This is a genomic window from Kribbella sp. NPDC056951, assembly GCF_042674205.1.
GTDB lineage: Bacteria > Actinomycetota > Actinomycetes > Propionibacteriales > Kribbellaceae > Kribbella > Kribbella yunnanensis.
In genome coordinates this window covers 740,174-761,548 of the sequence record NZ_JBHUQZ010000002.1, presented here as the reverse complement: position 1 = coordinate 761,548, position 21,375 = coordinate 740,174, and the positions used below count along the sequence as shown (strand labels likewise).

The following is a 21,375-nucleotide window of genomic DNA, read 5'->3' as shown; positions in this document are numbered from 1 at the left end:
GATGACTACAGGGGGATGCGATGACGCGACAGACCCGAGTCCGGATTGCTGATTTGCCCGCCGACAAGCGGGCTCAACTGGTCGAGGCATTAAAAGCCAAGCCTGCCGCCGAGACCGCAGGCCCGAACCATTACGACGTGGTAATCATGGGCGGCGGCGTGGCCGGCCTGACGGTGGCTTTGCAGCTGCGCAAACAACGCCCTGGTATCCGCCTGCTCGTGGTGGAACGACTGGAGCATCCGGTGCCGGAAACCACGCACAAGGTCGGGGAGTCGACGGTCGAGATCGCCGCGCACTACCTGCGGGACGTCCTCGGGTTGGGTGAACATCTCGAGACCCGGCAGATCCGCAAGTTCGGCCTCCGGATGTTCTTCTCGAACCACGACAACACCGACATCACCCAGCGCGTCGAGCTCGGCAGTTCGGTGTTTCCGCCGCACGCCACGTACCAGCTCGACCGAGGTCGCCTCGAGAACGAGCTCGGGCGGTTGTGCGCGGAGCAGGGCGTCGAGCTCGTGACCGGGAGCAGAGTCCAGCAGGTCGACCTCGACGCTGAGCGCACACCCCACCACCTTCGGGTGGCGACCGGCGAAGAGGAGCGCGAGGTCACCGCGAGCTGGGTGGTCGATGCCACCGGGCGCAACCACATGCTGCAGCGCAAGCTCGGTCTGCAGAAAGCGGTTGGCCACGCGGCGAACGCAGCGTGGTTCCGGGTCGGTCACCCGATCGACGTGAGCACCTGGACAGACGACACTGACTGGCAGAAACGGGTCGAAGGCCGGCGCGAGCTGTCGACCAACCACCTGATGGGGCCGGGGTACTGGGTCTGGCTGATCAGGCTGGCCTCCGGGTCGATCAGCATCGGCATCGTCGCCGACGCCAACCGGCACAGCTTCGACGGGTTCAACACCCTGGAACGCGCACTCGGCTGGCTGGCCGAGCACGAACCACAGTGCCACGCGGAGATCCGGCAGCACCTCGACAAGGTGCAGGACTTCCGCGTCATGAAGGACTACTCGTACAGCTGCGACCAGGTGTTCGACGGTCGCGCCCGGTGGTGCCTGACCGGCGAGTCCGGGATCTTCCTCGACCCGTTGTACTCGCCCGGGCTGGACCTGATCGCGATCGGCAACAGCCTGGTCGCCGACCTGGTCGGGCGATCACTGGACGGCGAGGACGTGACGGCCGCGGCGGCGATCCACGACTCGCTCTTCCGGCGGATCACCGAGATCTGGCTGGCGATCTACGAGAACCAGTACTCCCTGATGGGCAACGCCCGGGTGATGAGCTCGAAGGTCATCTGGGACACCGCCTTCTACTGGGGTGTGTTCGGCCTGCTGTTCTTCCAGGACCAGTTCCGCACCGTCGCGACGAGCCCGACGGTCGCGAACGACCTGGCCCGGCTCACCGATGTCAGCAACCGCGTACAGGCGTTCTTCCGCGAGTGGGCCGGTATCGACGACCGCGAGCTCGAACCCCGGTTCGTGGATCTGTACTCCCCGTTGAACTTCATGGTGAATCTGCATGGCGGGATGGCCGACGATCTGTCCGACGCGCAGTTCGCCGAGCGGTTCTCGGCCAACACGCGGCTGTTCGAGCAGCTGGCGGGTCAGCTGATCAGCACTGTCATCGATGCCCACGGCGACCGCTACTCCGACGACCAGGTGGTCGCCCAGATCCAGGCGTGGCAACGCGATCCACTGATCGGCGAGCTGGTCGCCGCCTATCGGCGGGAGCGTCGCCGCAACCCCACCAGCGAGGGCTGGATGGTCCTCGGCCGCAGCGGCGCGAACAACCATGAACAGCAGATCGAAGAGGTGACCTATGCCTGACATCGCCGGCCGGTACGACGTCGCCATTCTCGGCGGCGGGATCACCGGACTGACCCTTGCCCTGCAACTCAAGCGGACCGACCCCGATCTCGAGGTCACGGTGATCGAGCGCAAGCAGCACCCGGTCCCCGAGGCCGCGCACAAGGTCGGCGAGTCGAGCGTCGAGGTCCAGGCGCACTACCTGCGCGACGTGCTCGGGCTCGAGGAGCACCTGGTCAACGACCAGTTGCACAAGTTCGGCCTGCGGATGTTCTTCAGCCATGACGGCAACGCGGAGATCGCGCACCGGGTCGAGTACGGCCAGATCGCGGCGGCCCCGCTGCCGTCGTACCAGCTGGACCGCGGTCGGCTGGAGAACCACCTCGGTGAGCTGATCGCCGAGCACGGGGTCAGGTTCGCCCACGGCAAGGTGCTCGGCACCGAACTCGCCGAGGACGAGAGCGACCATGTCGTCGAGGTTGAGGACGACGATGGTACGCACCGGATCGCGGCGAGGTGGGTCGTCGACGCGACCGGGCGGGCCGCCCTGCTGAAGCGCAAGCTCGATCTGGCCAAGCCGGTCGCCCATCGGGCGAACTCGGTCTGGTTCCGAATCGCTCACCCCGTCGACGTCCAGGGTTGGTCGACCGACGAGGCCTGGCAGGACCGGGTCTGCGACGGTCAGCGGCGGCTGTCGACCAACCACCTGATGGGTCCGGGCTACTGGGTGTGGTTGATCCCGCTCGCCTCCGGGTCGACGAGCATCGGGATCGTCGCCGAGGACAGCGCGCACTCGTTCCAGGACTTCAACACCCTCGATCGGGCTCTCGACTGGCTGGATGCGCACGAGCCGCAGTGTGGTGCGGAGGTCCGGCAGCACAGCGAGAAGATCCAGGACTTCCGGGTGATGAAGGACTACGCCTACAGCTGTCAGCAGGTGTACTCGGAGAATCGCTGGTGCCTGACCGGTGAGGCCGGGGTCTCGATCGACCCGCTGTACTCGTCCGGCGGCGACCTGATGGCGATCAGCAACGGTCTCATCACCGACCTCGTCGTCCGGGACCGCCGCGGTGAGGACATCGAGGACATCGCCGCTGCCCACAACCAGGTGTACCTCGTGCTCAGCGACATCTGGCTGGTCGCGTACGAGAACCAGTACCCGCTGATGGGCAACCCGAAGGTGATGGTGGCGAAGGTCGTCTGGGACACGATCATCTACTGGGCTGTCCCCGGACTGCTGTTCTTCCACGACAAGCTCCGCCGGCTCGGTGACAGCCCGCGCGCGTTCGGGAACCTGCAACGGACCTGGGAGCTGCACACCCGGGTCCAGCAGTTCCTGCGCGAGTGGCACGGCGTCGACTGCGAGCCGGCCTCGAACACCTTCGCCGACCCCTACTCGCTGCTGGACTGGATCGTCGACCTGCACAACGGGATGGCAGCCGGCCTGCCCGACGAGGAGCTCGAGGACCAGTTCACCGCGAACGTGATCCTGCTCGAGCAGCTCGCCGGTCAGCTGGTCACGACGGTCATCGACCAGCTCGCAGCGCGCGGCATGGCTCAGGAGCAGATCGGCAAGTGGCGCGGCGACGAGTTACTGCAGGAGGTCGTCGAGCGGTTCCATGAGTACGAATCGATCAACCCGATCGACAGCGCCTGGATCACGTTGGGCAGCGAACCCGCGACGGTGGGCTCGTGACCGGCCTGCCCACCGAGGTCGATGTCGCGATCCTCGGTGGGGGAGTGGCCGGACTGACCTTGGCCCTGCAGTTGCACAAACAACGGCCCGGCACGCGGATCGCCGTACTGGAACGGCAGAGCCACCCCGTGCCGGAGACGACCCACAAGGTCGGCGAGTCCACCGTCGAGATCGCCGGGTATTACCTGCGGCAGGTTCTGGGCCTGCAGGAACACCTGCGGACCGAGCAGCTCGACAAGTTCGGGCTCCGGGTCTTCTTCTCCCACAACGGGAACGACGACATCACCCGCCGAGTCGAGCTCGGCCACTCGGTGCGCCCGCCCGGCGCGGTCGGCACCTACCAGCTCGACCGGGGCCGGCTGGAGAACGCGCTCGGCCGGATGCTCGCCGACGGCGGCGTTCAGTTCGTGTCGGGCGTCAAGGTCGAGGCCGTCGACCTCGCACCGGAATCCGACCACCACCGGGTCACCGTTCGGGACGCCGACGAGGCGGTCGGCGAGATCCAGGCGAAGTGGGTCGTGGACGGGACCGGGCGGAGCGCGCTACTGAAACGCAAGCTGGGCCTGGCGAAGAAGGTCGGACACCGGGCGAACGCCGTCTGGTTCCGGATCGCCCACCCGATCGACATCGACCGATGGTCCGACGACCCGGACTGGCGCGGCCGGATCGTCGAAGGCCGGCGCGAACTGTCCACCAATCACCTGATGGGACCGGGGTACTGGGTCTGGCTGATCCGGCTCGGCTCCGGCGCGATCAGCATCGGCATCGTCACCGACGCCGACGTGCACCCGTTCGGCGAGCTGAACACCTTCGACCGGGCCATGGAGTGGCTCACCGACCACGAGCCGCAGTGCGCGCGGATGATCGAGGAGCACCGCGACAAGCTGCAGGACTTCCGGATCATGAAGGACTACGCCTACAGCAGCGAACAGGTGTTCTCCAGCGACCGCTGGTGCCTGGCCGGTGAAGCCGGAGTGTTCCTGGATCCGTTCTACTCCCCGGGGCTGGATCTGATTGCCATCAGCAACGGTTTGATCGCGGACCTGGTCGGCCGGGCGCTCGACGGCGAGGACGTCGAGGAGACCGCGGCGATCCACAACACAGTGTTCTTCCTGCTCACCGACGGCTGGCTGACCATCTACGAGAACCAGTATCCGCTGATGGGCAACGCCCGGGTGATGACCTGCAAGGTGGTCTGGGACACGGCCGTCTACTGGGCCGTACCTGGGCTGCTCTACTTCCAGGACAAATGGCGGGTGCTGGCCGATCACCCCGGCCTGCTGGAAGGGCTGGCCCGTTTCGGCACCAACAGCAAGGAAGTTCAGCGCTTCTTCCGCGAGTGGGGCGCCGTGGACAAGGAATCGCCGGACCAGGCATCGTTCACCCGCTTCTACGACTTCGACTTCATGCCCAAGCTGCACATCGGCATGACCGCCGATCTGGGTGAGACCGATCTGCAGGAACGGTTCGACGCCAACGTCCGGTTCATCGACCAGCTGTCCGGCCAGATGATCGCCACGGTGCTCGCAGAGTTCGAATCCGATCCGGATCACCTTGCGAAGCAGGAGCAGGCACAGCGCTGGCGCAAGGACGAAGTCCTGATGTCCCTGATCGAGGTCTACCAGGCCGAGCAACTGTCCAACCCGGTCGACGACCGCTGGATCACCCTCAGGCCGACCGCCGACACCAGTACCGGAGACCGCTGATGACTGCCAACGCCCTCCCTGACGGCTCCTTGCTCCACGAGCGGATCACTCGCCTGCCGACCGACAAACGCGCACAGCTGCTTGCTCGGCTGCGCGCCGAGCCGGCCGTCGCCGACACGCCGTGGCTGGTCCGCTTCTCGCGGGGTGACGCCCCACGGCTCCGGCTGTTCTGTTTCTCGTACGCCGGAAGCGGTGCCTCGATCTTCCGCGGCTGGACCGACGGGCTGCCGGTCGATGTCGACGTGTGGGCGGCGCAACTGCCGGGCCGCGAGACCCGGGTGGGGGAACAACCGGTCCGGCGGATGACTCCGGTCATCGACGCGCTGTACGACGCCATCCGTCCCCAGCTGGATCTGCCGTTCGTGTTCTTCGGGCACAGCATGGGCGCGCTCGTCGCGTTCGAACTCGCCCGGCGGCTGCGGAGCGCCGGCGATCCCGAGCCCGCCCATCTCTTCCTGGCGGCGTTCCGGGCTCCGCAGCTGGCCAACCCGAACATCAAGATCTACCACCTGCCGGACGAGGTGCTGAAGACCGTTCTGCTCAAGGAGGGGACGCCGCAACAGGTTCTCGAGAACGACGAACTGATGCGCGCGCTGCTACCGACTCTGCGGGCCGACTTCGAGTTGTGCGACACCTACGAGTACGGCGCCGAGCCACCGCTCCGGATGCCGCTCTCCGTCTTCGGAGGGCATCAGGACGTGCGGGTCGGCCGGAGTGATCTGGAGCCCTGGCGCGACCAGGCGGCCGGACCGTTCCGGCTGGCGATGATCCCCGGTTCGCACTTCTTCCTGCACAGCGCGCAGGACCTGCTGCTGACCGAACTCGTCCGCGACCTCGGGGCCACCGCCCTGATCAAGGAAGGAGCACCCGGCCATGACCGATCGATCGCCGGCTGACCGATCCCGCGACCCGATCGCGATCGTCGGAATCGGCTGCCACTTCCCCGGCAGTGCGAACAGCCCAGGCGCCTTCTGGGACCTGTTGTGCAACGGAGTCGACGCCACCCGGGACCTGCCGGCCGACCGCTGGGAGACGGGCAAGTTCTACGATCCGGCCGGCGGCAAGCTCGGCAAGATGAGCACGTTCCACGGCGGGTTCCTCGACCGGATCGACGAGTTCGATGCCCAGTTCTTCGGCATCTCGCCGCGTGAAGCCATCTGGCTGGATCCGCAGCAGCGCCTGCTGCTGCAGGTCGCCTGGGAGGCCATGGAGGACGGCGGCCAGGTCCCCGAGTCCTTGGCGGGAACCGATGTCGGTGTCTTCATGGGCGGTTTCACCCTCGACTACCAACTGCTGCAGAACTACGGCATCTACAGCCGCTACGAGCTTCAGACGCATTCGGCCACCGGCATGATGATGACGATGCTGGCCAACCGGCTGTCGTACTCCTTCGACTTCCGGGGCCCCAGCCTGGCGGTGGACACCGCGTGCTCCGGTTCGCTGGTCGCCGTACACCTGGCGGCGCAGGCGATCGCGAACGGCGAGTGCTCGATGGCTTTGGCCGGCGGCGTGAACGTGATGATCGCCCCGAACATGACCATCGCCGAGTCCAAGGGCGGATTCCTCGCACCCGACGGCCGGTCGAAGGCGTTCAGCGCGTCCGCGAACGGATATGCCCGCGGTGAGGGTGCCGGTGTCGTGGTCCTCAAGCCGCTGAGCGACGCGCAACGTGACGGCGACCCGATCTACGCACTGATTCGGGGGAGCGCGGTCTCGCAGGACGGGCATACCAACGGCATCACCGTGCCGAACGGCGACTCGCAGGCTGCGGCGATGCGCGCGGCGTACCTGCGCGCTGATATCGCACCCCACGAGGTCCAGTACGTCGAAGCTCACGGAACCGGGACACCTGTCGGTGACCCGATCGAGGCGGGTGCGATCGGACGGGTGCTCAGCGAGGGCCGTGCCGCCGCGGACCGCGTGGTCATCGGGTCGGTGAAGACGAACATCGGTCACCTCGAGGCCGCGGCCGGTGTCGCAGGACTCATCAAAACCGCGCTGGCACTCAAGCACGGCAAGATCCCCGGCCAGCTGCACTTCGAGGATCCCAACCCGGCCATCGACTTCGAGCGGCTCCGGCTCCGGGTTCAGACCCAGCTCGGTGACTGGCCGGCAGCGTCGGCTCGTCGCCTCGCGGGGGTGAACTCGTTCGGATTCGGCGGCACCAACGCGCACGTCGTCCTCGAGGGACCGCCTGCCCAGCCGGCCCCGGCCCGCCGCTCGCACGACGGGCGTTACCTGCTGCCGCTGTCGGCTCGCTCACCCGAGGCGCTCACGGCCGCGGCCGCGACGATGGCCGAGCATTTGTCCGAGAACGCCGTACACCTGCTGGATCTCGGGCACACGACCGGCCTTCGCCGCAGCCACCACGAGCACCGGCTTGCGGTTGTCGCATCGACGCCGGCTGATGTCACGAAGTACCTGCGTGAGTTCAGTGCCGGGCGCGCCACGAAGGCGGTGACCTCCGGCCGGTCACCCGCAGGGGCCAAGCCCAAGCTCGCGTTCGTCTTCTCCGGCATGGGCCCACAGTGGTGGGCGATGGCCCGGCAACTGCTGACCACGGAGCCGGTGTTCCGGGCCGCGGTCGAGAGGTGCGACGAAGAGCTTCGCAAGTACGCCGGTTGGTCGCTGCTCGACGAGATGCTCGCCGCCGAGGACGTGTCGCAGATGGCCGAGACGAGGATCGCGCAGACGGCGAACTTCGCCGTCCAGGTCGGTTTGGCCGAGCTGTGGCGGACGTGGGGGATCGAGCCCGACGGCATTGTCGGCCACAGCACCGGCGAGGTCGCCGCGCAGTACTTGTCCGGTGTCTTGTCGTTCGAGGACGCCGTGAAGGTGAACTACTACCGGAGCAGCCTGCAGCAGCGCGCGACCGGCACCGGCCGGATGCTCGCGGTCGGGCTGACTCCGGAGACTCTCGACAAGGCTGTCGCGGACGCGGGCCCGTTGGTATCGGTTGCCGCGGTCAACAGTCCGTCCGCGGTCACTCTGTCGGGCGACGCGGTGATCTTGGAGAGCATGGCCGCGCAACTGGAGACCTTCGGTGTCTTCCACAAGTTCCTCACCGTGAAGGTGCCGTACCACAGCCACTGCATGGATCCGCTGCGCGACGACCTGCTGGCCGGACTCGCGGATCTGAAGGCCCAGCCGGCGACCGTTCCGCTGTATTCCACCGTGACCGGGACCAGAATCGACGGCGGCAGCGTCAATGCGCACTACTGGTGGCAGAACGTCCGGGCCACCGTGCTCTTCGCGTCCGCGTTCCGGGAGATGCTTGCCGACGGCTACACGCACTTCCTCGAGATCGGTCCGCACCCAGTGCTCGCCGGCTCGATGAAGGAACTTGCCGCCGAGCAGCAGGCCGACGTACTGGTCGTGCCGTCGCTGCGCCGCGACGAGGCTGATCACGACGTTCTGCTCAGCTCGCTCGGGTCGCTCTACTCCCACGGGCAGGACGTGCAGTGGGAGACCTTCTACGACGACGGCGGGCACATCCAGCTGCCGACGTACCCGTGGCAGGCCAAGCGGTACTGGAACGAATCGGTCGAGGCGCGCGAGGACCGGCACTACACGCAGGTCCATCCGCTGCTCGGTCAGCGGGTCAGTGGCAGCCAGCCTGCCTGGGAGCGCGAGTTCGGTGTCGGCGTGCTGCCGTACCTGGCCGATCACCGGATCCAGGGCACGACCCTGGTCCCCGGCGCCGCGATGATCGAGATGGCGCTGGCGGCCGCTCACGAGGTGTACGGCGATGCCTGCTACACGGTCGAGGATCTCGAGTTCCGCAAGGCCGTGGTACTCCCGGAGACCGCTGACCCGAGATTGCGGACGACTCTGCACCAGGAGTCGGGGCGCGTCGAGATCGCCGGCTATACCGCCACGCCGTCGGGCGACCGTACTTGGACGATCCATGCGACCGCCCAGCTCGGCAGGCGGACGACGAAGCCCGTACGCCGGGACCTCGCTGCCGCTCGCGCCGGCTGTGACCGCGATGTGCCGCGGGACGACTTCTACGACCGGTCCCGGCAGATGGGCTTCGAGTACGGCCCGGTGTTCCAGGCGGTGCAGGACATCATCAGCGGGCCGGGCTCTGCCGTCGGCCGGATCACCGTCCCGGAGCAGATCCGCGACGACCTGTCGTCGTACCGATTCCACCCCGCGCTGATCGACGCGGCCTTCCAGGTGTTGCTGACCGCTGCGACTCCACAGACCGAGGGCCTCGGTACGCCGTACCTTCCGGTCGGAGTCGACAGCATCGCCGTCCACGAGTCGCCGCGCGACGAGATGTTCGTGGTCGCGGAGGTGGTTCAGGCCGATGCCCGGGTCGTCGTCAGCGATCTGGCTCTGTGCGACGCGGACGGGACTGTACTGGCCGAGATCCGTGGATTCCGGGCACAGTCGCTGCAGGCCGCGTCGAGTCAGAGCCTGGATCGTCTGGACCGCAACCTGCACGAGTTGGCCTGGCGGGAGCAGCCGCTCGAGCCGGCGCCAACCGCGGAGCCTGACTCCGCCGCTTGGATCGTGTTCACCGACTCCTCCGGTGACGCCGTACGGCGGTTGCGCGACGCAGGTCGTCACGTGATCACCGTCGAACATGACGACGTACCGGAACTGACCGAGACGGCGGCTGATACCTACAGCGTGAATCCGGCGGACGCCGACCAGTACAAGGCGTTGTTCCGCAAGCTGGGACAGGAAGTCTCGGTCGGCAAGGTCGTGCATCTGTGGAGCCTGGACGCACCGTCCGGCGACGACTTCTCGGCGGATTCGCTGGAGAGCAGCCAGGAGCTCGGGTCGGTGTCGGTGCTCTACCTCATGCAGGCTCTGGCCGCCGAGCTCAACCACCAGCTCGCGCAGGTCTGGCTGGTGACTCGCGAGGCACAACCGATCGAGGGTGGACCGGTTGCGGTGTCGCAGGCCCCGCTGTGGGGGATCGGCCGCCTGGTCGGCCACCAGGAGTTCCCGAGCCTGTGGGGCGGGCTCGTGGACCTCGGGCCCTCCGATGATTCGGCGAGGCTGATCGAGGAGATCGACTCGGCCGCCGGTGAGGATCAGGTTGCCTACCGCAACGATCGGCGATACGTCGCGCGGCTCGCGCCGAGTACGAACCTGACCCCGCCCTTCCCGGTCCGGCTGCGGCCGCACGGCAGCTACGTCGTCACCGGCGGACTGGGAACGCTCGGGCTTCTCGTTGCCCGCTTCCTGGTGGATCGCGGTGCGCGGCACGTGGTCCTGATGGCGCGGACCGCCGTACCGTCGCGGGACACTTGGCGTGACCTCCCGGTAGACCACCCACAGCGCGGTCTGATCGATCAGTTGCTGACACTCGAGACGAGCGGCGCCACCGTGTCGTGTGTCGCGGTCGACTCGGCTGATGAGGATCAGCTGCAGGCCTGGTACGACGATCATCAGCGCAATCACCGGCCGCCGATCAGCGGCGTGATTCATACCGCGGGTGTGGTCGAGGACGAGCTGATGGTCCGGATGACGCGAGAGTCCTTCGACCGGGTCATGCGGCCGAAGCTGCGGGCGGGATGGCTGTTGCACCAGCTGTTCGCCGACGTACCGCTGGACTTCTTCGTGCTGTTCGGTTCCACCGGCTCCGTCATCGCGTCGGCGGGCCAGGCGAACTACGCGGCTGCCAACGCCTTCCTCGACGCCTTGGCCGCCCACCGCCGCCGGCAAGGTCTGCCGGCGTTGACGATCGGCTGGGGTCCGTGGTCGATCGGCATGGTCGAGAAGCTGAACCTCGAGCAGATGTACGCGCGGCGCGGGATCGACCTGATCACGCCGGAGTCAGGTACGCAGATCCTGGCCCGAGTCCTCAGCCAGCGCCCGGCCCACCTGGTGGCGATCACGGTCGATTGGCCGGCCGCCCGGGCGGCCGCGATTGCCGGTCAGCTTCCGCCGATGTTCGCCGAACTCGGCATCAGCAGTGGCGACGAACAGTCGTCCGAATCAGCCGTCGATGCGGACTCGATTCTGGACGGCATCCGGCAAGCCCCCGAGGACGAGCGGGCCAACCTGCTCAGGGACCTGCTGCGCGACATCGCGGCCACTGTCCTGAATCTCGAGGCCGCCGAGCTTGGGGACGTGGAGAACCTGAGCAATCTCGGCATCGACTCGATGATGGCCGTCGAGGTGAAGGCCCGGATCGACATCATGCTCCGCGTCGACGTCCCGGTACTCGACCTTCTCCAGGGCGTCAGCGTCGTCGACCTCGCGGCCCGCATCCTGCCCCGGCTGGATCTCGCGGCGACCTCGGCCGACGAGCCGGAGTCCGTACCCGCTGCGGCGGAACCCAGCGACGACGAGCTCGAGGAGCTTCTCGCCAAGGCCTCACCCGACGAGCTCGAAGCGCTGCTCGCCGAGCTCGAGCGCGAAGAAGGGATGGATCATGAGCCAGCTTCTTAGCCGGTTGCGTCGCGTGGTGATGGGTGTGCCGGACCGCGAAGCCACCGGGTTCAGCCGGGGCGATACGCCGAACTGGAACCACCTGAAGACAGTGGTCCGATCGGCCGTCGGCGGCTACCACGCCGTGCTGGACGGACACCGGCTGGACGACCTGATCCCGAGGTTGGACCAGACCCCGCTGGAGTTCCGCGGCTATGCCTACGAGGGCGCGGCCATGGGCCTGACCGGGATGGACCTGTTCCTGCCCGGGTCCCGGTTCGAGCGGTATCTCGACGGCCCCGGCCGGCCGCACATCTACATGGTGCACATCGGTGCCGGCGAAGCGCTGGGCAGGTTGAAACGCAAACCCGAGCCGTTCCTGGCCAAGCTGCCCGACCCTGCCCTGCGCTGGCTGGTGATGGACGGCTACGGCTTTCACGAAGGCTTCTTCAAGCCGGCCAAGTTCGTCCAGGCACAGCGGGTTCCGTCGCACCTGTCGCCCTTCGGCCGCCGCGTCTTCGACCAGGGCGTCGGACGCAGCATCTGGTTCGCGTCCGGCGCGGACATCGATGAGATCGCGCAGGCGATCGGGGCGTTCCCGGCACATCGGCATTCGGACCTCTGGCTCGGCGTCGGAGTGGCTTGCGGGTACGTCGGTGGTGTCGATCGAGCCACGGTCGAGCAACTGCGCGACGCCGCAGGCCGGCATCTCGCCCGCGTCGCAGTCGGTACGGCGTTCGTCGCCAAAGGCCGCATCCGCGCCGGCAACCCGATCCCCGGTACCGAGCTGGCGTGCGAGGTGCTGTGCGGCATGACCAGCCGGAAGGCGGCCGCGCATGTCGACGAGGCGTTCAAGGATCTGCCGGACAGCCCGGCCCGGCCGGCGTACGGCGTACTGCAGGAGCGGCTGGAGGTCGTGTTCAGTTCCGTTGGGCAGAGTCTGGGGGAGCCGGCATGAGCGTCCTGGGAACTCTGCTGCGACCGGTCTTCGAAGTCACACCGACCGATGTCCCGGTCCTGACCAGCGGAGACGGACCTACGACCGAGCGGTTGAGCAAGGTGGTCTTCACTGTCACCGAATGCTGCGAGCTGACGTTGATGACGCGGCGCGACAAGCTGGTGGCCAAGCTCGACGCGTATCCCGAGGAGTTGCTCGGGTTCGCCTACGAAGGCGCCGGTATCGCGCTGGCCGCCCTTGACGACGTACTGCGGTGGAAACAGCGCACCCGGTCGTTCGTCGACGGGCCCGCGCGCGACTACATCTTCGCGGTCTACCTCGGTGCCGGCATGGGCCTGGCCCGGCTGCACCGCAATCCCGAGCCGTTCCGGCGTCGCCTCGACGACCCGGTGATGGGCTGGGCGGTGCTGGACGGATACGGCTTCCACGAAGGCTTCTTCGCCTACCGCCGGCATGTGCAGGAGCGAGCCACGCCACGGCACCTCAGCGGCTACGGCCTGCGGGTGTTCGATCACGGTCTCGGGCGTGGCCTCTGGTTCGCGACCGGTGCCGATGCGAAGCGGGTCCACGCGACGATCGACGGATTCCCGCCGTACCGGCAGGGCGATCTGTGGGCCGGTATCGGGCTGGGCTGCGGGTACACCGGCGGCGTCGACGAGCAGTCGCTCGAGACCTTGCGCGCGCTGGCCGGTCGGCACCTGTCGCGACTGGCCGAGGGCGTCGTCGTCGCCGCCCGCGCACGCCATCAGGTCGGCAACCCCGGCGACACCGTCGAGCTCGCCTCTCGCGTGATCTGCGGGTTGAGCAGTCAGGAAGCCGCCGAGATCGCCCGGAACGCACTGGACGACCTCCCGGACGACGACATCGAACCCGCCTACGAACTCTGGCGGCAGCGCATCCGCTCCCAGTTCCCGAATCCGTCCCAGGGGGATCAGACATGACGCAATCGCAGTTGGCCATCCACATGTTCCTTCAGCTCGCGATCATCCTGGCTGTCTGCCGGGTGGTCGGTCTGCTGGCCCGCAAGATCGGGCAGCCGCAGGTCGTCGGCGAGATGATCGCTGGGGTCCTGCTCGGGCCGTCCCTGTTCGGACTACTCGCTCCGCACTGGCAACAGGACCTGTTCCCCAAAGGTCCGTCGATGACGATCATCTACGCGGCCGCCCAGGTCGGGATCGTGCTGTACATGTTCCTCGTCGGTCTGGAGTTCGACACGAACCTGATCAGGCACCGGGTCCCGAGCGCGGTCTCGATCTCGCTCGCCGGAGTCCTGACACCGCTGGTGCTGGGCGTGCTCGTGGCACTCATGCTCGTGCAGGACGAGGGCAGGTACTTCACCACCGGAGTGAAGGACTGGCAGGCGATGCTGTTCGTCGGCGTCGCCATCGCGATCACCGCGTTCCCGATGCTCGCCCGGATCATCGTCGACCGGAAGCTGGCCGGCACGTCGCTCGGCACTCTCGTGCTGGCTGCCGGTGCGACCGACGACGCGATCGCGTGGTGCCTGTTCGCCGTCGTACTGGCCGTCTTCAAGAACGACCCGATGCTCGCCCTCCTCGCGATCGGCGGCGGTGCGCTGTACGGGGTCTTCGTCCTCACCGCCGGCCGGCGGCTGCTGCAGCGATTCCTCGGCACGCGGGCGGAACGGCAGGGTGGCGTCAGTTCGCCGATGCTCGCCGTGATCCTCATGCTGCTGATGTGCGCGGCCTGGTACACCGACTTCGTCGGGATCTACGCGGTCTTCGGTGCCTTCATCCTCGGGGTGGCGATGCCGCGCGGCGTGATCGCGGTCGAGGTCCGCCGCTCGCTGGAACCGCTCGTCACGAACTTCCTGCTGCCGTTGTTCTTCGTCTTCTCCGGTCTCAACACGCAGATCGGACTGGTCAACAGCATCGGCCTGCTGGCGATCGCGGTGGTCATCCTGGCTGCTTCGATCCTCGGCAAGGGAGGAGCCTGCTACCTGGCGGCACGGCTGAACAAGGAGTCGCAGCGGGAGTCGCTCGCGATCGGCAGCCTGATGAACGCGCGCGGGCTGATGGAGCTCATCCTGCTCAACATCGGGCTCCAAGCCGGTCTGATCACGCCGACGTTGTTCACGATCCTCGTTCTGATGGCAATCGTGACGACGCTGATGGCGACGCCGCTCTTCAACGCCTTCTACGGCCGGTTCCGCAAGCAGCCGGAGAACGACTTCATCGGCGCCGCTGTTCCCGCCAAGGTTGCGGTAGAACGATGAGACTGCCACTCGGAAAGTTGCTCAAGCCGGCCTTCCCGCTGTCCGCCGAGGCGTTCCCCAAGATGGCCGCCGAGCGGTTCGGCGCCCAGGAGGACATGGACAAGACCTGGCTCACCTTCGAACCCGTCGCGCGCACGCTGGTCGACAGCTTCTACGAGACCCTCGACGACCCGCGGCACAGCGTGCTCGTGCCGCACCTGGATTCGATCGAGCCCGAGCTCCGCGGAATCGCCTACGAGGGTGCCGGCATGGGCCTGATGTTGCTGGACAGCCTGTTCCCGTTCAAGAAGCGGCTGCCCGCGTTCATCCACGGCCCGGGCGCGCCGTACCGGTGTTTGATCTACATCGGCGCGGGCCTCGTGCTGCCGCGGGTGCCGATCAGCCCGCAGCGGTTCCTCGCGCAGCAGGATCCGCTGCTGCGCTGGCTGGTGATGGACGGCTACGGGTTCTATCAGAGCTTCTTCGCCTGGCAGGAGACCGTCGAGAAGCACCAGGTGCCGAGATCGGTCCGGGGCTACGCCAAACGCGGCTTCGATCAGGGTGTCGGCCGCAGCCTGTGGTTCTCGACCGGCGCGAACGTCGAGCGGATCATTGCCACGATCAACGGATTCCCGGCCGACCGGCAAGGCGACATCTGGAGCGGTATCGGCGTGGCCTGCGCGTACGCCGCCGGTGTGATGGACCGCGATGCCATCGTGACGCTGTTTGAGGCCGCGGGCCGGCATCGGTCCAGCCTCGCGGTCGGCAGCGCGATCGCGTCGATCTTCCGCGAGCAGTCCGGTCAGCCCGCGCCACACACCGACCTCGCATGTGACGTGATCTGGGGCCAGGACGCGAACGCGGTCGCCGCACTCGCCCATCGGGCCGGGCTCGGTCTCACCCACGACGGACCCGAGCCGGCGTACGAGGTCTGGCGGCACGCGATCGGCAACGTCTGGACCAGTACGCCGGTCGAGCGGCCGACGGAGGTCAGCGCATGAGCGCCGTCGGCCAGGTGCGCCGCCGGATGTTCGGGATCCCGTCGGCCAAGGCGGTGTTCTCCCGGCCGGGATTCGCGCCGGCGGCGTGGGACCGGTTCGCGCCGGTGGCGATCAACCTGATGGAGGGGTACCACGCGACCCTCGAGGATCCGCGGTTGTCCACGCTCGTGAGGCGTCTCGACGCGGTCGAACCGGAATTCCGGGGCTTCGCCTACGAGGGCGCCGGGATGGGGCTTGCGGCACTCGACGCGGTCGCGCCGTGGAAGAACCGGCTCAAGGCCTTCGTCGACGGCCCGGGGGCGGCTCACATCTACCCAGTTTACGTCGGCGTCGGACTCGCCTATGCGCGACTTCGCCGTACGCCGGAGGCCAACCTCGCCGGCCTGGATCCGTTGCTGGGTTGGGTGACCGCCGACGGATACGGCTTCCACGAGGCGTTCTTCAAGCGGCGCAAGTACGTCGACCAGCACGCGGTGCCGACCCGGTTGTCGCACTACGGCCGGCGGTTCTTCGACCAGGGCATCGGCCGGGCGCTGTGGTTCTCCGGTGGCGCCTCGGTCGACCGGGTGATCCAGCAGATCGGCGGATTCCCGGTAGCCCGGCACGCCGACTTGTGGAGCGGCGTCGGCCTCGCATCGGCGTACGGCGGAGGTGCCGAGCCCGGCCAACTGCAGTCGCTGCTGGACCGGATGCGACTGTTCCAGCCGCAGCTGGCCCGCGGAGCCGCCACCGCGGCCTGGGGACGCGAACACGCGGGCAACCCGGCCGCCCACACGGATCTGGCGTGCCAGATCTACTGCGGGCGGGACGGTCGGGAGGCGGCTGCCGCGCTCGAAGAGGCCGCCCACGACCTGCCCGTGATCAGCGTCGAACCGGTCTACGAGATCTGGCGCCGGCGTACCGAGCAAAGCCTCGCCGCCTAGCGCGGGCGACATCGAGACCGCCCAATCGAAAGGAACCGACGTGTACGACGCGATCGTGATCGGTGCCCGGGTTGCCGGCGCCCCGACAGCCATGCTGCTGGCCAAGAAGGGGTACCGGGTGCTGTTGCTGGACCGGGCCACCTTCCCGAGTGACACCGTCTCGACCCACATGATCACCGTGGACGGCAGCGCGTACCTGCGGCGCTGGGGTCTGATCGGTCAGATCGAGGCGTCCGGCTGTCCGCCGGTGCGCAACATCGTGCTGGATCTGGATTTCCCGCGGTACGGGCATTTCACGCTCACGGGGTTCCCTTACCCCGACCAGGATGGGTTCGGTGCCATCTATGCGCCTAAGCGCACAGTGCTCGACAAGCTGCTGGTCGATGCGGCGGTCGCGGCCGGTGTCGTCGTCCGGGAGGGGTTCTCGGTCCGGGAGGTCCTGATGGACGGCGACCGGGTGGTAGGCGTCCGCGGCCGTGGTTCGAGCGGTATCCCCGTCACCGAGCACGCGAAGATCGTCATCGGTGCCGACGGTCTGCGGTCGGTCGTTGCCGAGACCGTGGGGGCTCCGGAGTACTTCGTCGTACCGCCGAAGGCCTTCGGGTACTACACGTACTGGGACAACGTCGAGCTGGCCGGACTGGAGTTCTACACCCGGCCCGGATCCACGGTGATCGCCTTCCCGACCCATGGCAACGAAGCCGCGGTGTTCATCGAGCGGCCCGAACGCGACTTCGCCGGTTTCAAGACCGACGTACAGGCCAGTTATCTCGAGACGGTGGACAAGATCGCGCCGGACCTCGGCAAGCGGATCGCGGGCGGGCGGTTGGTGCAGAAGCTGAAGGGTGCGGGCAACCGTCCGAACTTCTTCCGGCGGCCCTACGGTCCCGGCTGGGCACTGGTCGGTGACGCCGGAGTCCACAAGGATCCGATCACCGCTCAGGGCATCACCGACGCGTTCCGCGATGCCGAACTGCTCGCCGACGCGATCGACGCCGGCTTCTCCGGCCGTAAGCCGTTGGAGACGGCGCTGCGGACGTACGAGTACAAGCGCAACCTGGCGCTCAAGCCGCTGTACGACTTCATCGTCGACCACGCCGCGATGGAGCCGTTCGACGACGCCTTCCAGGACGTGCTGGCCGCGATGCGCGGCAACCAGGACGCCATCAACCAGTTCTTCGGCGTCATCCAGAACACCGTCCCGTGGGACGAGTTCTTCTCGCCGTCGAACCTGTCGCAGCTGATGGGGCTGCCCGCGGAGTTCGAGCTGGCGGAGGCAGTCTGATGACCTACGTGATCACGCAGGCATGTGTCGGCAGCAAGGACACCGCGTGCTGGGACGCCTGCCCGGCCGACGCGATCCACCCGAGCCCGAACAAGGCCGAGTTCGCCGACCACGCCCAGATGTACATCGATCCGACGGAATGCATCGACTGCAGCGCCTGCGAGCCGGCCTGCCCGGTCGAGGCGATCTACCCCGAGGACGAGGTCCCGGACGAGTGGCGGGACGCGATCGCGCTGAACCGCGACTACTTCGCGAGCCCGGCCTGTGACACAGCGTCGAACTAACTTTCACGCCGAGTAAGCCAACCGGAAGTCACCGGTCCTACCGTCGTCCTCAGGGGCACCTTGTGCGCCCTGAGGTCGTGACGACCTGTCAGGAAGGAAGCAAGGCCATGACCATGACCGTCGGAGAACTCTTCGAAGCCCTCTCGACCCGGTTCGACACCGATGCCGCCGCGGGCCTGAACCGGACCCTGCAATGGAAGATCACCGACGAGGACCCGGGAGTCTGGGCCTTCGAGATCACCGACGGCCAGGGCCGCCTCATCCCCGGCGGCGTCGACGCCCCGGACACGACCTTCACCACCACCGGCGAGACCTGGATGGCGATCGCCGAGGGCCGGCAGGACGCCATGCGCGCGTTCATGACCGGGAAGCTGAAGGTCAAGGGCGACATGATGCTCGCGATGAAGGTGCCGAAGCTCTTCCGGACCGGTTTCTGACGGCGACGAGACAGAGGAGCTGAGTATCGTGCCGCAGTTGACCGAAGCCACGACAGACCCCGAGAAGGCCCGCCTCGAGCGGATCGCCGAGCTCACCGACCCGGCCACCATCCGGTACCTCGAGGCGATCGGGGTGCAGGAGGGCTGGACCTGCGCCGAAGTCGGTGCCGGAGCCGGCTCCATCGCCCGGTGGCTGTCGAACCGGGTGGGCCATTTCGGCAAGGTTCATGCCATCGACATCGATCCCAGTTTCATGGCGGGGATCAGCGCGCCGAACCTCGAGGTGCGTGAACAGGACATCGCCACTACTCCGCTGGAGGAAGGCACGTACGACGTCGTGCATTGCAAGATCCTGCTGATGCACCTGGCCGACCGCGAGCGCGTCCTGGGCGAGTTCGCCCGGGCACTCAAGCCCGGTGGCTTCCTCCTGGTCGAGGAGGCGGACATCCGCAGCATCCAGCGCGTCGATCCGCCGTCGCCCCTGCTTACCCGGGCAGCCGCCGCGCTCGAGACGTTCTTCTACTTCGGCGGAGCCGACCCGGGCTATGGGATGAAGCTGCTCCCGGCAGTACGCCGTACCGGGTTGAAGGTGCTGGGCACCGACTGCCAGTTGACCGCCGTTCAGGCCGGTACGCCGGAGGTCCAGACCATCACGATGAGCCTGGCGAAGCTGGCTCCGATGATCGTCACCGCCGGCCTGATGGGCCAGAAGGAGATCGAGGCCGCGTTCGACCAGCTCGAGCAGCCCTCGGACACCGTCATCTACACGCCGACCACGGTCTCGGTGTGGGCCCAGCGCAGCGACGACTAGAAGGAGTCAGACCATGCTCTACGTAGTGATCGCGTACGACGGCACCGAGCCGGGCACCTTCGAACGGCGGATGCTGGTTCGTCCCGCGCACATGGCCAACGGCGAGAAGATGATGCAGGACGGCTCGTTCCTGTTCGGCGGCGGCATTCTCGACGGCGCCGGAAAGATGGCCGGCGGCGTCCTGGTCGTCGACTTCGAGAGCCGTGCCGAGATCGACGAGTGGCTCGAGAACGAGCCCTACATCCTGAACAAGGTGTGGAGCCGGGTCGAGGTGCATCCGTTCCTGGTCCCGCCGCAGTTCCGCAGCCTGTTGCCCGAACACCGGCCCGAGCCGGTGGCCGGTTAGACCGTATGCCCCTATCGGAGAGCCAGGAAATGAACACCACCTCACGCCGTACCGGATTACTGACCTTGCTGGTCACCAGTCTGGGATCCTTCATGGTCCTCTTGGACGGGTCGATCATCTTCGTCGCCCTTCATGAGATCCAGCAGGATCTCGGCGGCGAACTGTCCCAGTTGCAGTGGACTGTGGACGCGTACACGCTGCCGTTCGCGGCGCTGATGCTGACCGCCGGAACGCTCGGCGACCGGCTGGGCCGGAAGAAGGTCTTCCTGACCGGCCTCGTCCTGTTCGTGCTCGGATCGGTCCTGTGCGGTTTCGCGCCCTCGGTCGGTCTGCTCATCGCGGGACGGGTCGTGCAGGGGCTCGGCGCCGGCGCGATCAGCACCGGCAGCCTGTCGCTGCTGGTGTCGACCTTCACCGATCCGCCGGGCCGGGCCAAGGCCATCGGTATCTGGACCGCGGTGTCCGGAGTCTCGATCGCCCTCGGCCCGCTGCTGGGCGGGATCCTGATCGAATCGTTCAACTGGCAGGCGATCTTCCTGCTCAACGTGCCGATCGGCATCATCGCGCTGCTGCTCGGCGTACCGCGCCTGATCGACTCAAAGAACCCGGCAGCCCGCAACGTCGACCTGCCGGGCCAGGTGCTGGCCGCGGGTGGGTTGTTCTGTCTGGTGCTGGGTCTGATCGAGGCCGGACGTGACGGCTGGGGTTCGCCGACGATCCTGGCCCTGCTGGGTGGAGCCGTCGTACTGCTGATCGGGTTCCTGGCAGTGGAGCTGCGCAGCAAGGAACCGTTGCTGCCACTGGAACTGTTCCGCAATCGCACCTTCGCAACGGCCTGCCTGATCGCGTCCCTGCTCGGGTTCGTGATCGTGGGTGTCATGTTCTTCATGGCTCAGTACTTCCAGGCCGTGCAGCAGCATGATGCTCTCGCGACGGGTCTGCGGTTGCTGCCGCTGACCCTCGGCATCTTCTTCCTCTCGCCGCCGGCCAGCCGGATCGCGGGGAAGGCCGGACCGCGGATCCCGATCATGGTCGGGGCGGTGCTCGCGACACTCGGCTTCTTCCTGCTGTCGACGATCGAGCCCACCTCCGGCTTCGGCAGTGTCTGGTGGAAGCTCGGTCTGGTCGGTGTCGGTATCGGCTGCATGTTCGCGCCGTTGACCTTGGCGGTCATGGCATCGACGCCGCCACAGCGCGCCGGCCTCGGTTCGTCGATGATCAACACCACCCGGATCACCGGCTTCACCGCCGGCGCCGCCGTACTGGGCACGATCGTCGCCAGTCAGACCGACGGCGCGAGCTCGGGTGGTCCGGCAGTGGTGGTGGATGCCTTCCACACGGTGTTCTACATCTGCGCGGGTGCCACGATCCTGGCCTTGGTCGTCGCGGCGGCCACGATGGTTCGTGGCCGGCTGCCCGGGCCGGGACAGGCTCCCGGCCGGGCTGCGGCCGCGCCGGGAGAAGGCCAGGCGGCGGTCTCGCCGCAGGGCTGATCTCCCTGGCATCGTGACG

16 protein-coding genes are annotated in these 21,375 nt (G+C 67.4%); all 16 read left to right on the top strand.

The window, feature by feature from the left end; all coding sequences use genetic code 11:
• Window positions 1-20 precede the first annotated feature (20 nt).
• The 16 genes from ACFTSF_RS11135 to ACFTSF_RS11060 all read left to right on the top strand — a co-directional run bounded on the left by ACFTSF_RS11135 (window position 21) and on the right by ACFTSF_RS11060 (window position 21,356).
• Entirely contained in the window at window positions 21-1,832 is a 1,812-nt protein-coding gene (locus tag ACFTSF_RS11135; protein WP_380153679.1) for a tryptophan 7-halogenase, read from the top strand.
• A complete protein-coding gene (locus ACFTSF_RS11130; RefSeq protein WP_380153678.1) occupies window positions 1,825-3,507 on the top strand; it encodes an NAD(P)/FAD-dependent oxidoreductase in 1,683 nt (560 codons plus the stop codon). Before ACFTSF_RS11135 ends, ACFTSF_RS11130 begins: the two co-directional genes overlap by 8 nt.
• Window positions 3,504-5,213: an NAD(P)/FAD-dependent oxidoreductase gene (locus tag ACFTSF_RS11125; RefSeq protein WP_380153677.1), complete on the top strand. Its 1,710-nt coding sequence runs from the start codon at window positions 3,504-3,506 to the stop codon at window positions 5,211-5,213. The genes ACFTSF_RS11130 and ACFTSF_RS11125 overlap by 4 nt, the downstream gene beginning before the upstream one ends.
• On the top strand, window positions 5,213-6,109 hold the full coding sequence (locus ACFTSF_RS11120; protein ID WP_380153676.1) for a thioesterase II family protein: 897 nt from the start codon (window positions 5,213-5,215) through the stop codon (window positions 6,107-6,109). Before ACFTSF_RS11125 ends, ACFTSF_RS11120 begins: the two co-directional genes overlap by 1 nt.
• Window positions 6,087-11,624, top strand: coding sequence for a type I polyketide synthase (locus tag ACFTSF_RS11115; RefSeq protein ID WP_380153675.1), 5,538 nt, complete (start codon window positions 6,087-6,089; stop codon window positions 11,622-11,624). The genes ACFTSF_RS11120 and ACFTSF_RS11115 overlap by 23 nt, the downstream gene beginning before the upstream one ends.
• Window positions 11,608-12,561: a DUF1702 family protein gene (locus ACFTSF_RS11110; protein ID WP_380153674.1), complete on the top strand. Its 954-nt coding sequence runs from the start codon at window positions 11,608-11,610 to the stop codon at window positions 12,559-12,561. The genes ACFTSF_RS11115 and ACFTSF_RS11110 overlap by 17 nt, the downstream gene beginning before the upstream one ends.
• Entirely contained in the window at window positions 12,558-13,502 is a 945-nt protein-coding gene (locus ACFTSF_RS11105) for a DUF1702 family protein (protein WP_380153673.1), read from the top strand. Before ACFTSF_RS11110 ends, ACFTSF_RS11105 begins: the two co-directional genes overlap by 4 nt.
• Window positions 13,499-14,797: a cation:proton antiporter gene (locus ACFTSF_RS11100; protein WP_380153672.1), complete on the top strand. Its 1,299-nt coding sequence runs from the start codon at window positions 13,499-13,501 to the stop codon at window positions 14,795-14,797. The genes ACFTSF_RS11105 and ACFTSF_RS11100 overlap by 4 nt, the downstream gene beginning before the upstream one ends.
• Window positions 14,794-15,777, top strand: a complete 984-nt coding sequence (locus ACFTSF_RS11095) for a DUF1702 family protein (RefSeq protein ID WP_380153671.1) — start codon at window positions 14,794-14,796, stop codon at window positions 15,775-15,777. Before ACFTSF_RS11100 ends, ACFTSF_RS11095 begins: the two co-directional genes overlap by 4 nt.
• The gene (locus ACFTSF_RS11090; RefSeq protein WP_380153670.1) at window positions 15,774-16,700 is read left to right on the top strand and encodes a DUF1702 family protein; all 927 of its coding nucleotides are present in this window, start codon (window positions 15,774-15,776) and stop codon (window positions 16,698-16,700) included. The genes ACFTSF_RS11095 and ACFTSF_RS11090 overlap by 4 nt, the downstream gene beginning before the upstream one ends.
• A gap of 40 nt (window positions 16,701-16,740) precedes the next feature.
• The gene (locus tag ACFTSF_RS11085) at window positions 16,741-17,985 is read left to right on the top strand and encodes an NAD(P)/FAD-dependent oxidoreductase (protein WP_380153669.1); all 1,245 of its coding nucleotides are present in this window, start codon (window positions 16,741-16,743) and stop codon (window positions 17,983-17,985) included.
• Complete coding sequence (locus ACFTSF_RS11080) at window positions 17,985-18,269, top strand: ferredoxin family protein (RefSeq protein WP_380153668.1); 285 nt, start codon at window positions 17,985-17,987, stop codon at window positions 18,267-18,269. The genes ACFTSF_RS11085 and ACFTSF_RS11080 overlap by 1 nt, the downstream gene beginning before the upstream one ends.
• Window positions 18,270-18,376: 107 nt before the next feature.
• Window positions 18,377-18,706: an SCP2 sterol-binding domain-containing protein gene (locus ACFTSF_RS11075; RefSeq protein WP_380153667.1), complete on the top strand. Its 330-nt coding sequence runs from the start codon at window positions 18,377-18,379 to the stop codon at window positions 18,704-18,706.
• 28 nt (window positions 18,707-18,734) lie between these two features.
• Window positions 18,735-19,517: a class I SAM-dependent methyltransferase gene (locus ACFTSF_RS11070; protein ID WP_380153666.1), complete on the top strand. Its 783-nt coding sequence runs from the start codon at window positions 18,735-18,737 to the stop codon at window positions 19,515-19,517.
• Between the two features lie 13 nt (window positions 19,518-19,530).
• The gene (locus tag ACFTSF_RS11065) at window positions 19,531-19,863 is read left to right on the top strand and encodes a YciI family protein (protein ID WP_380153665.1); all 333 of its coding nucleotides are present in this window, start codon (window positions 19,531-19,533) and stop codon (window positions 19,861-19,863) included.
• A gap of 29 nt (window positions 19,864-19,892) precedes the next feature.
• Window positions 19,893-21,356, top strand: a complete 1,464-nt coding sequence (locus ACFTSF_RS11060; protein WP_380153664.1) for an MFS transporter — start codon at window positions 19,893-19,895, stop codon at window positions 21,354-21,356.
• The last annotated feature ends 19 nt before the right edge of the window (window positions 21,357-21,375 follow it).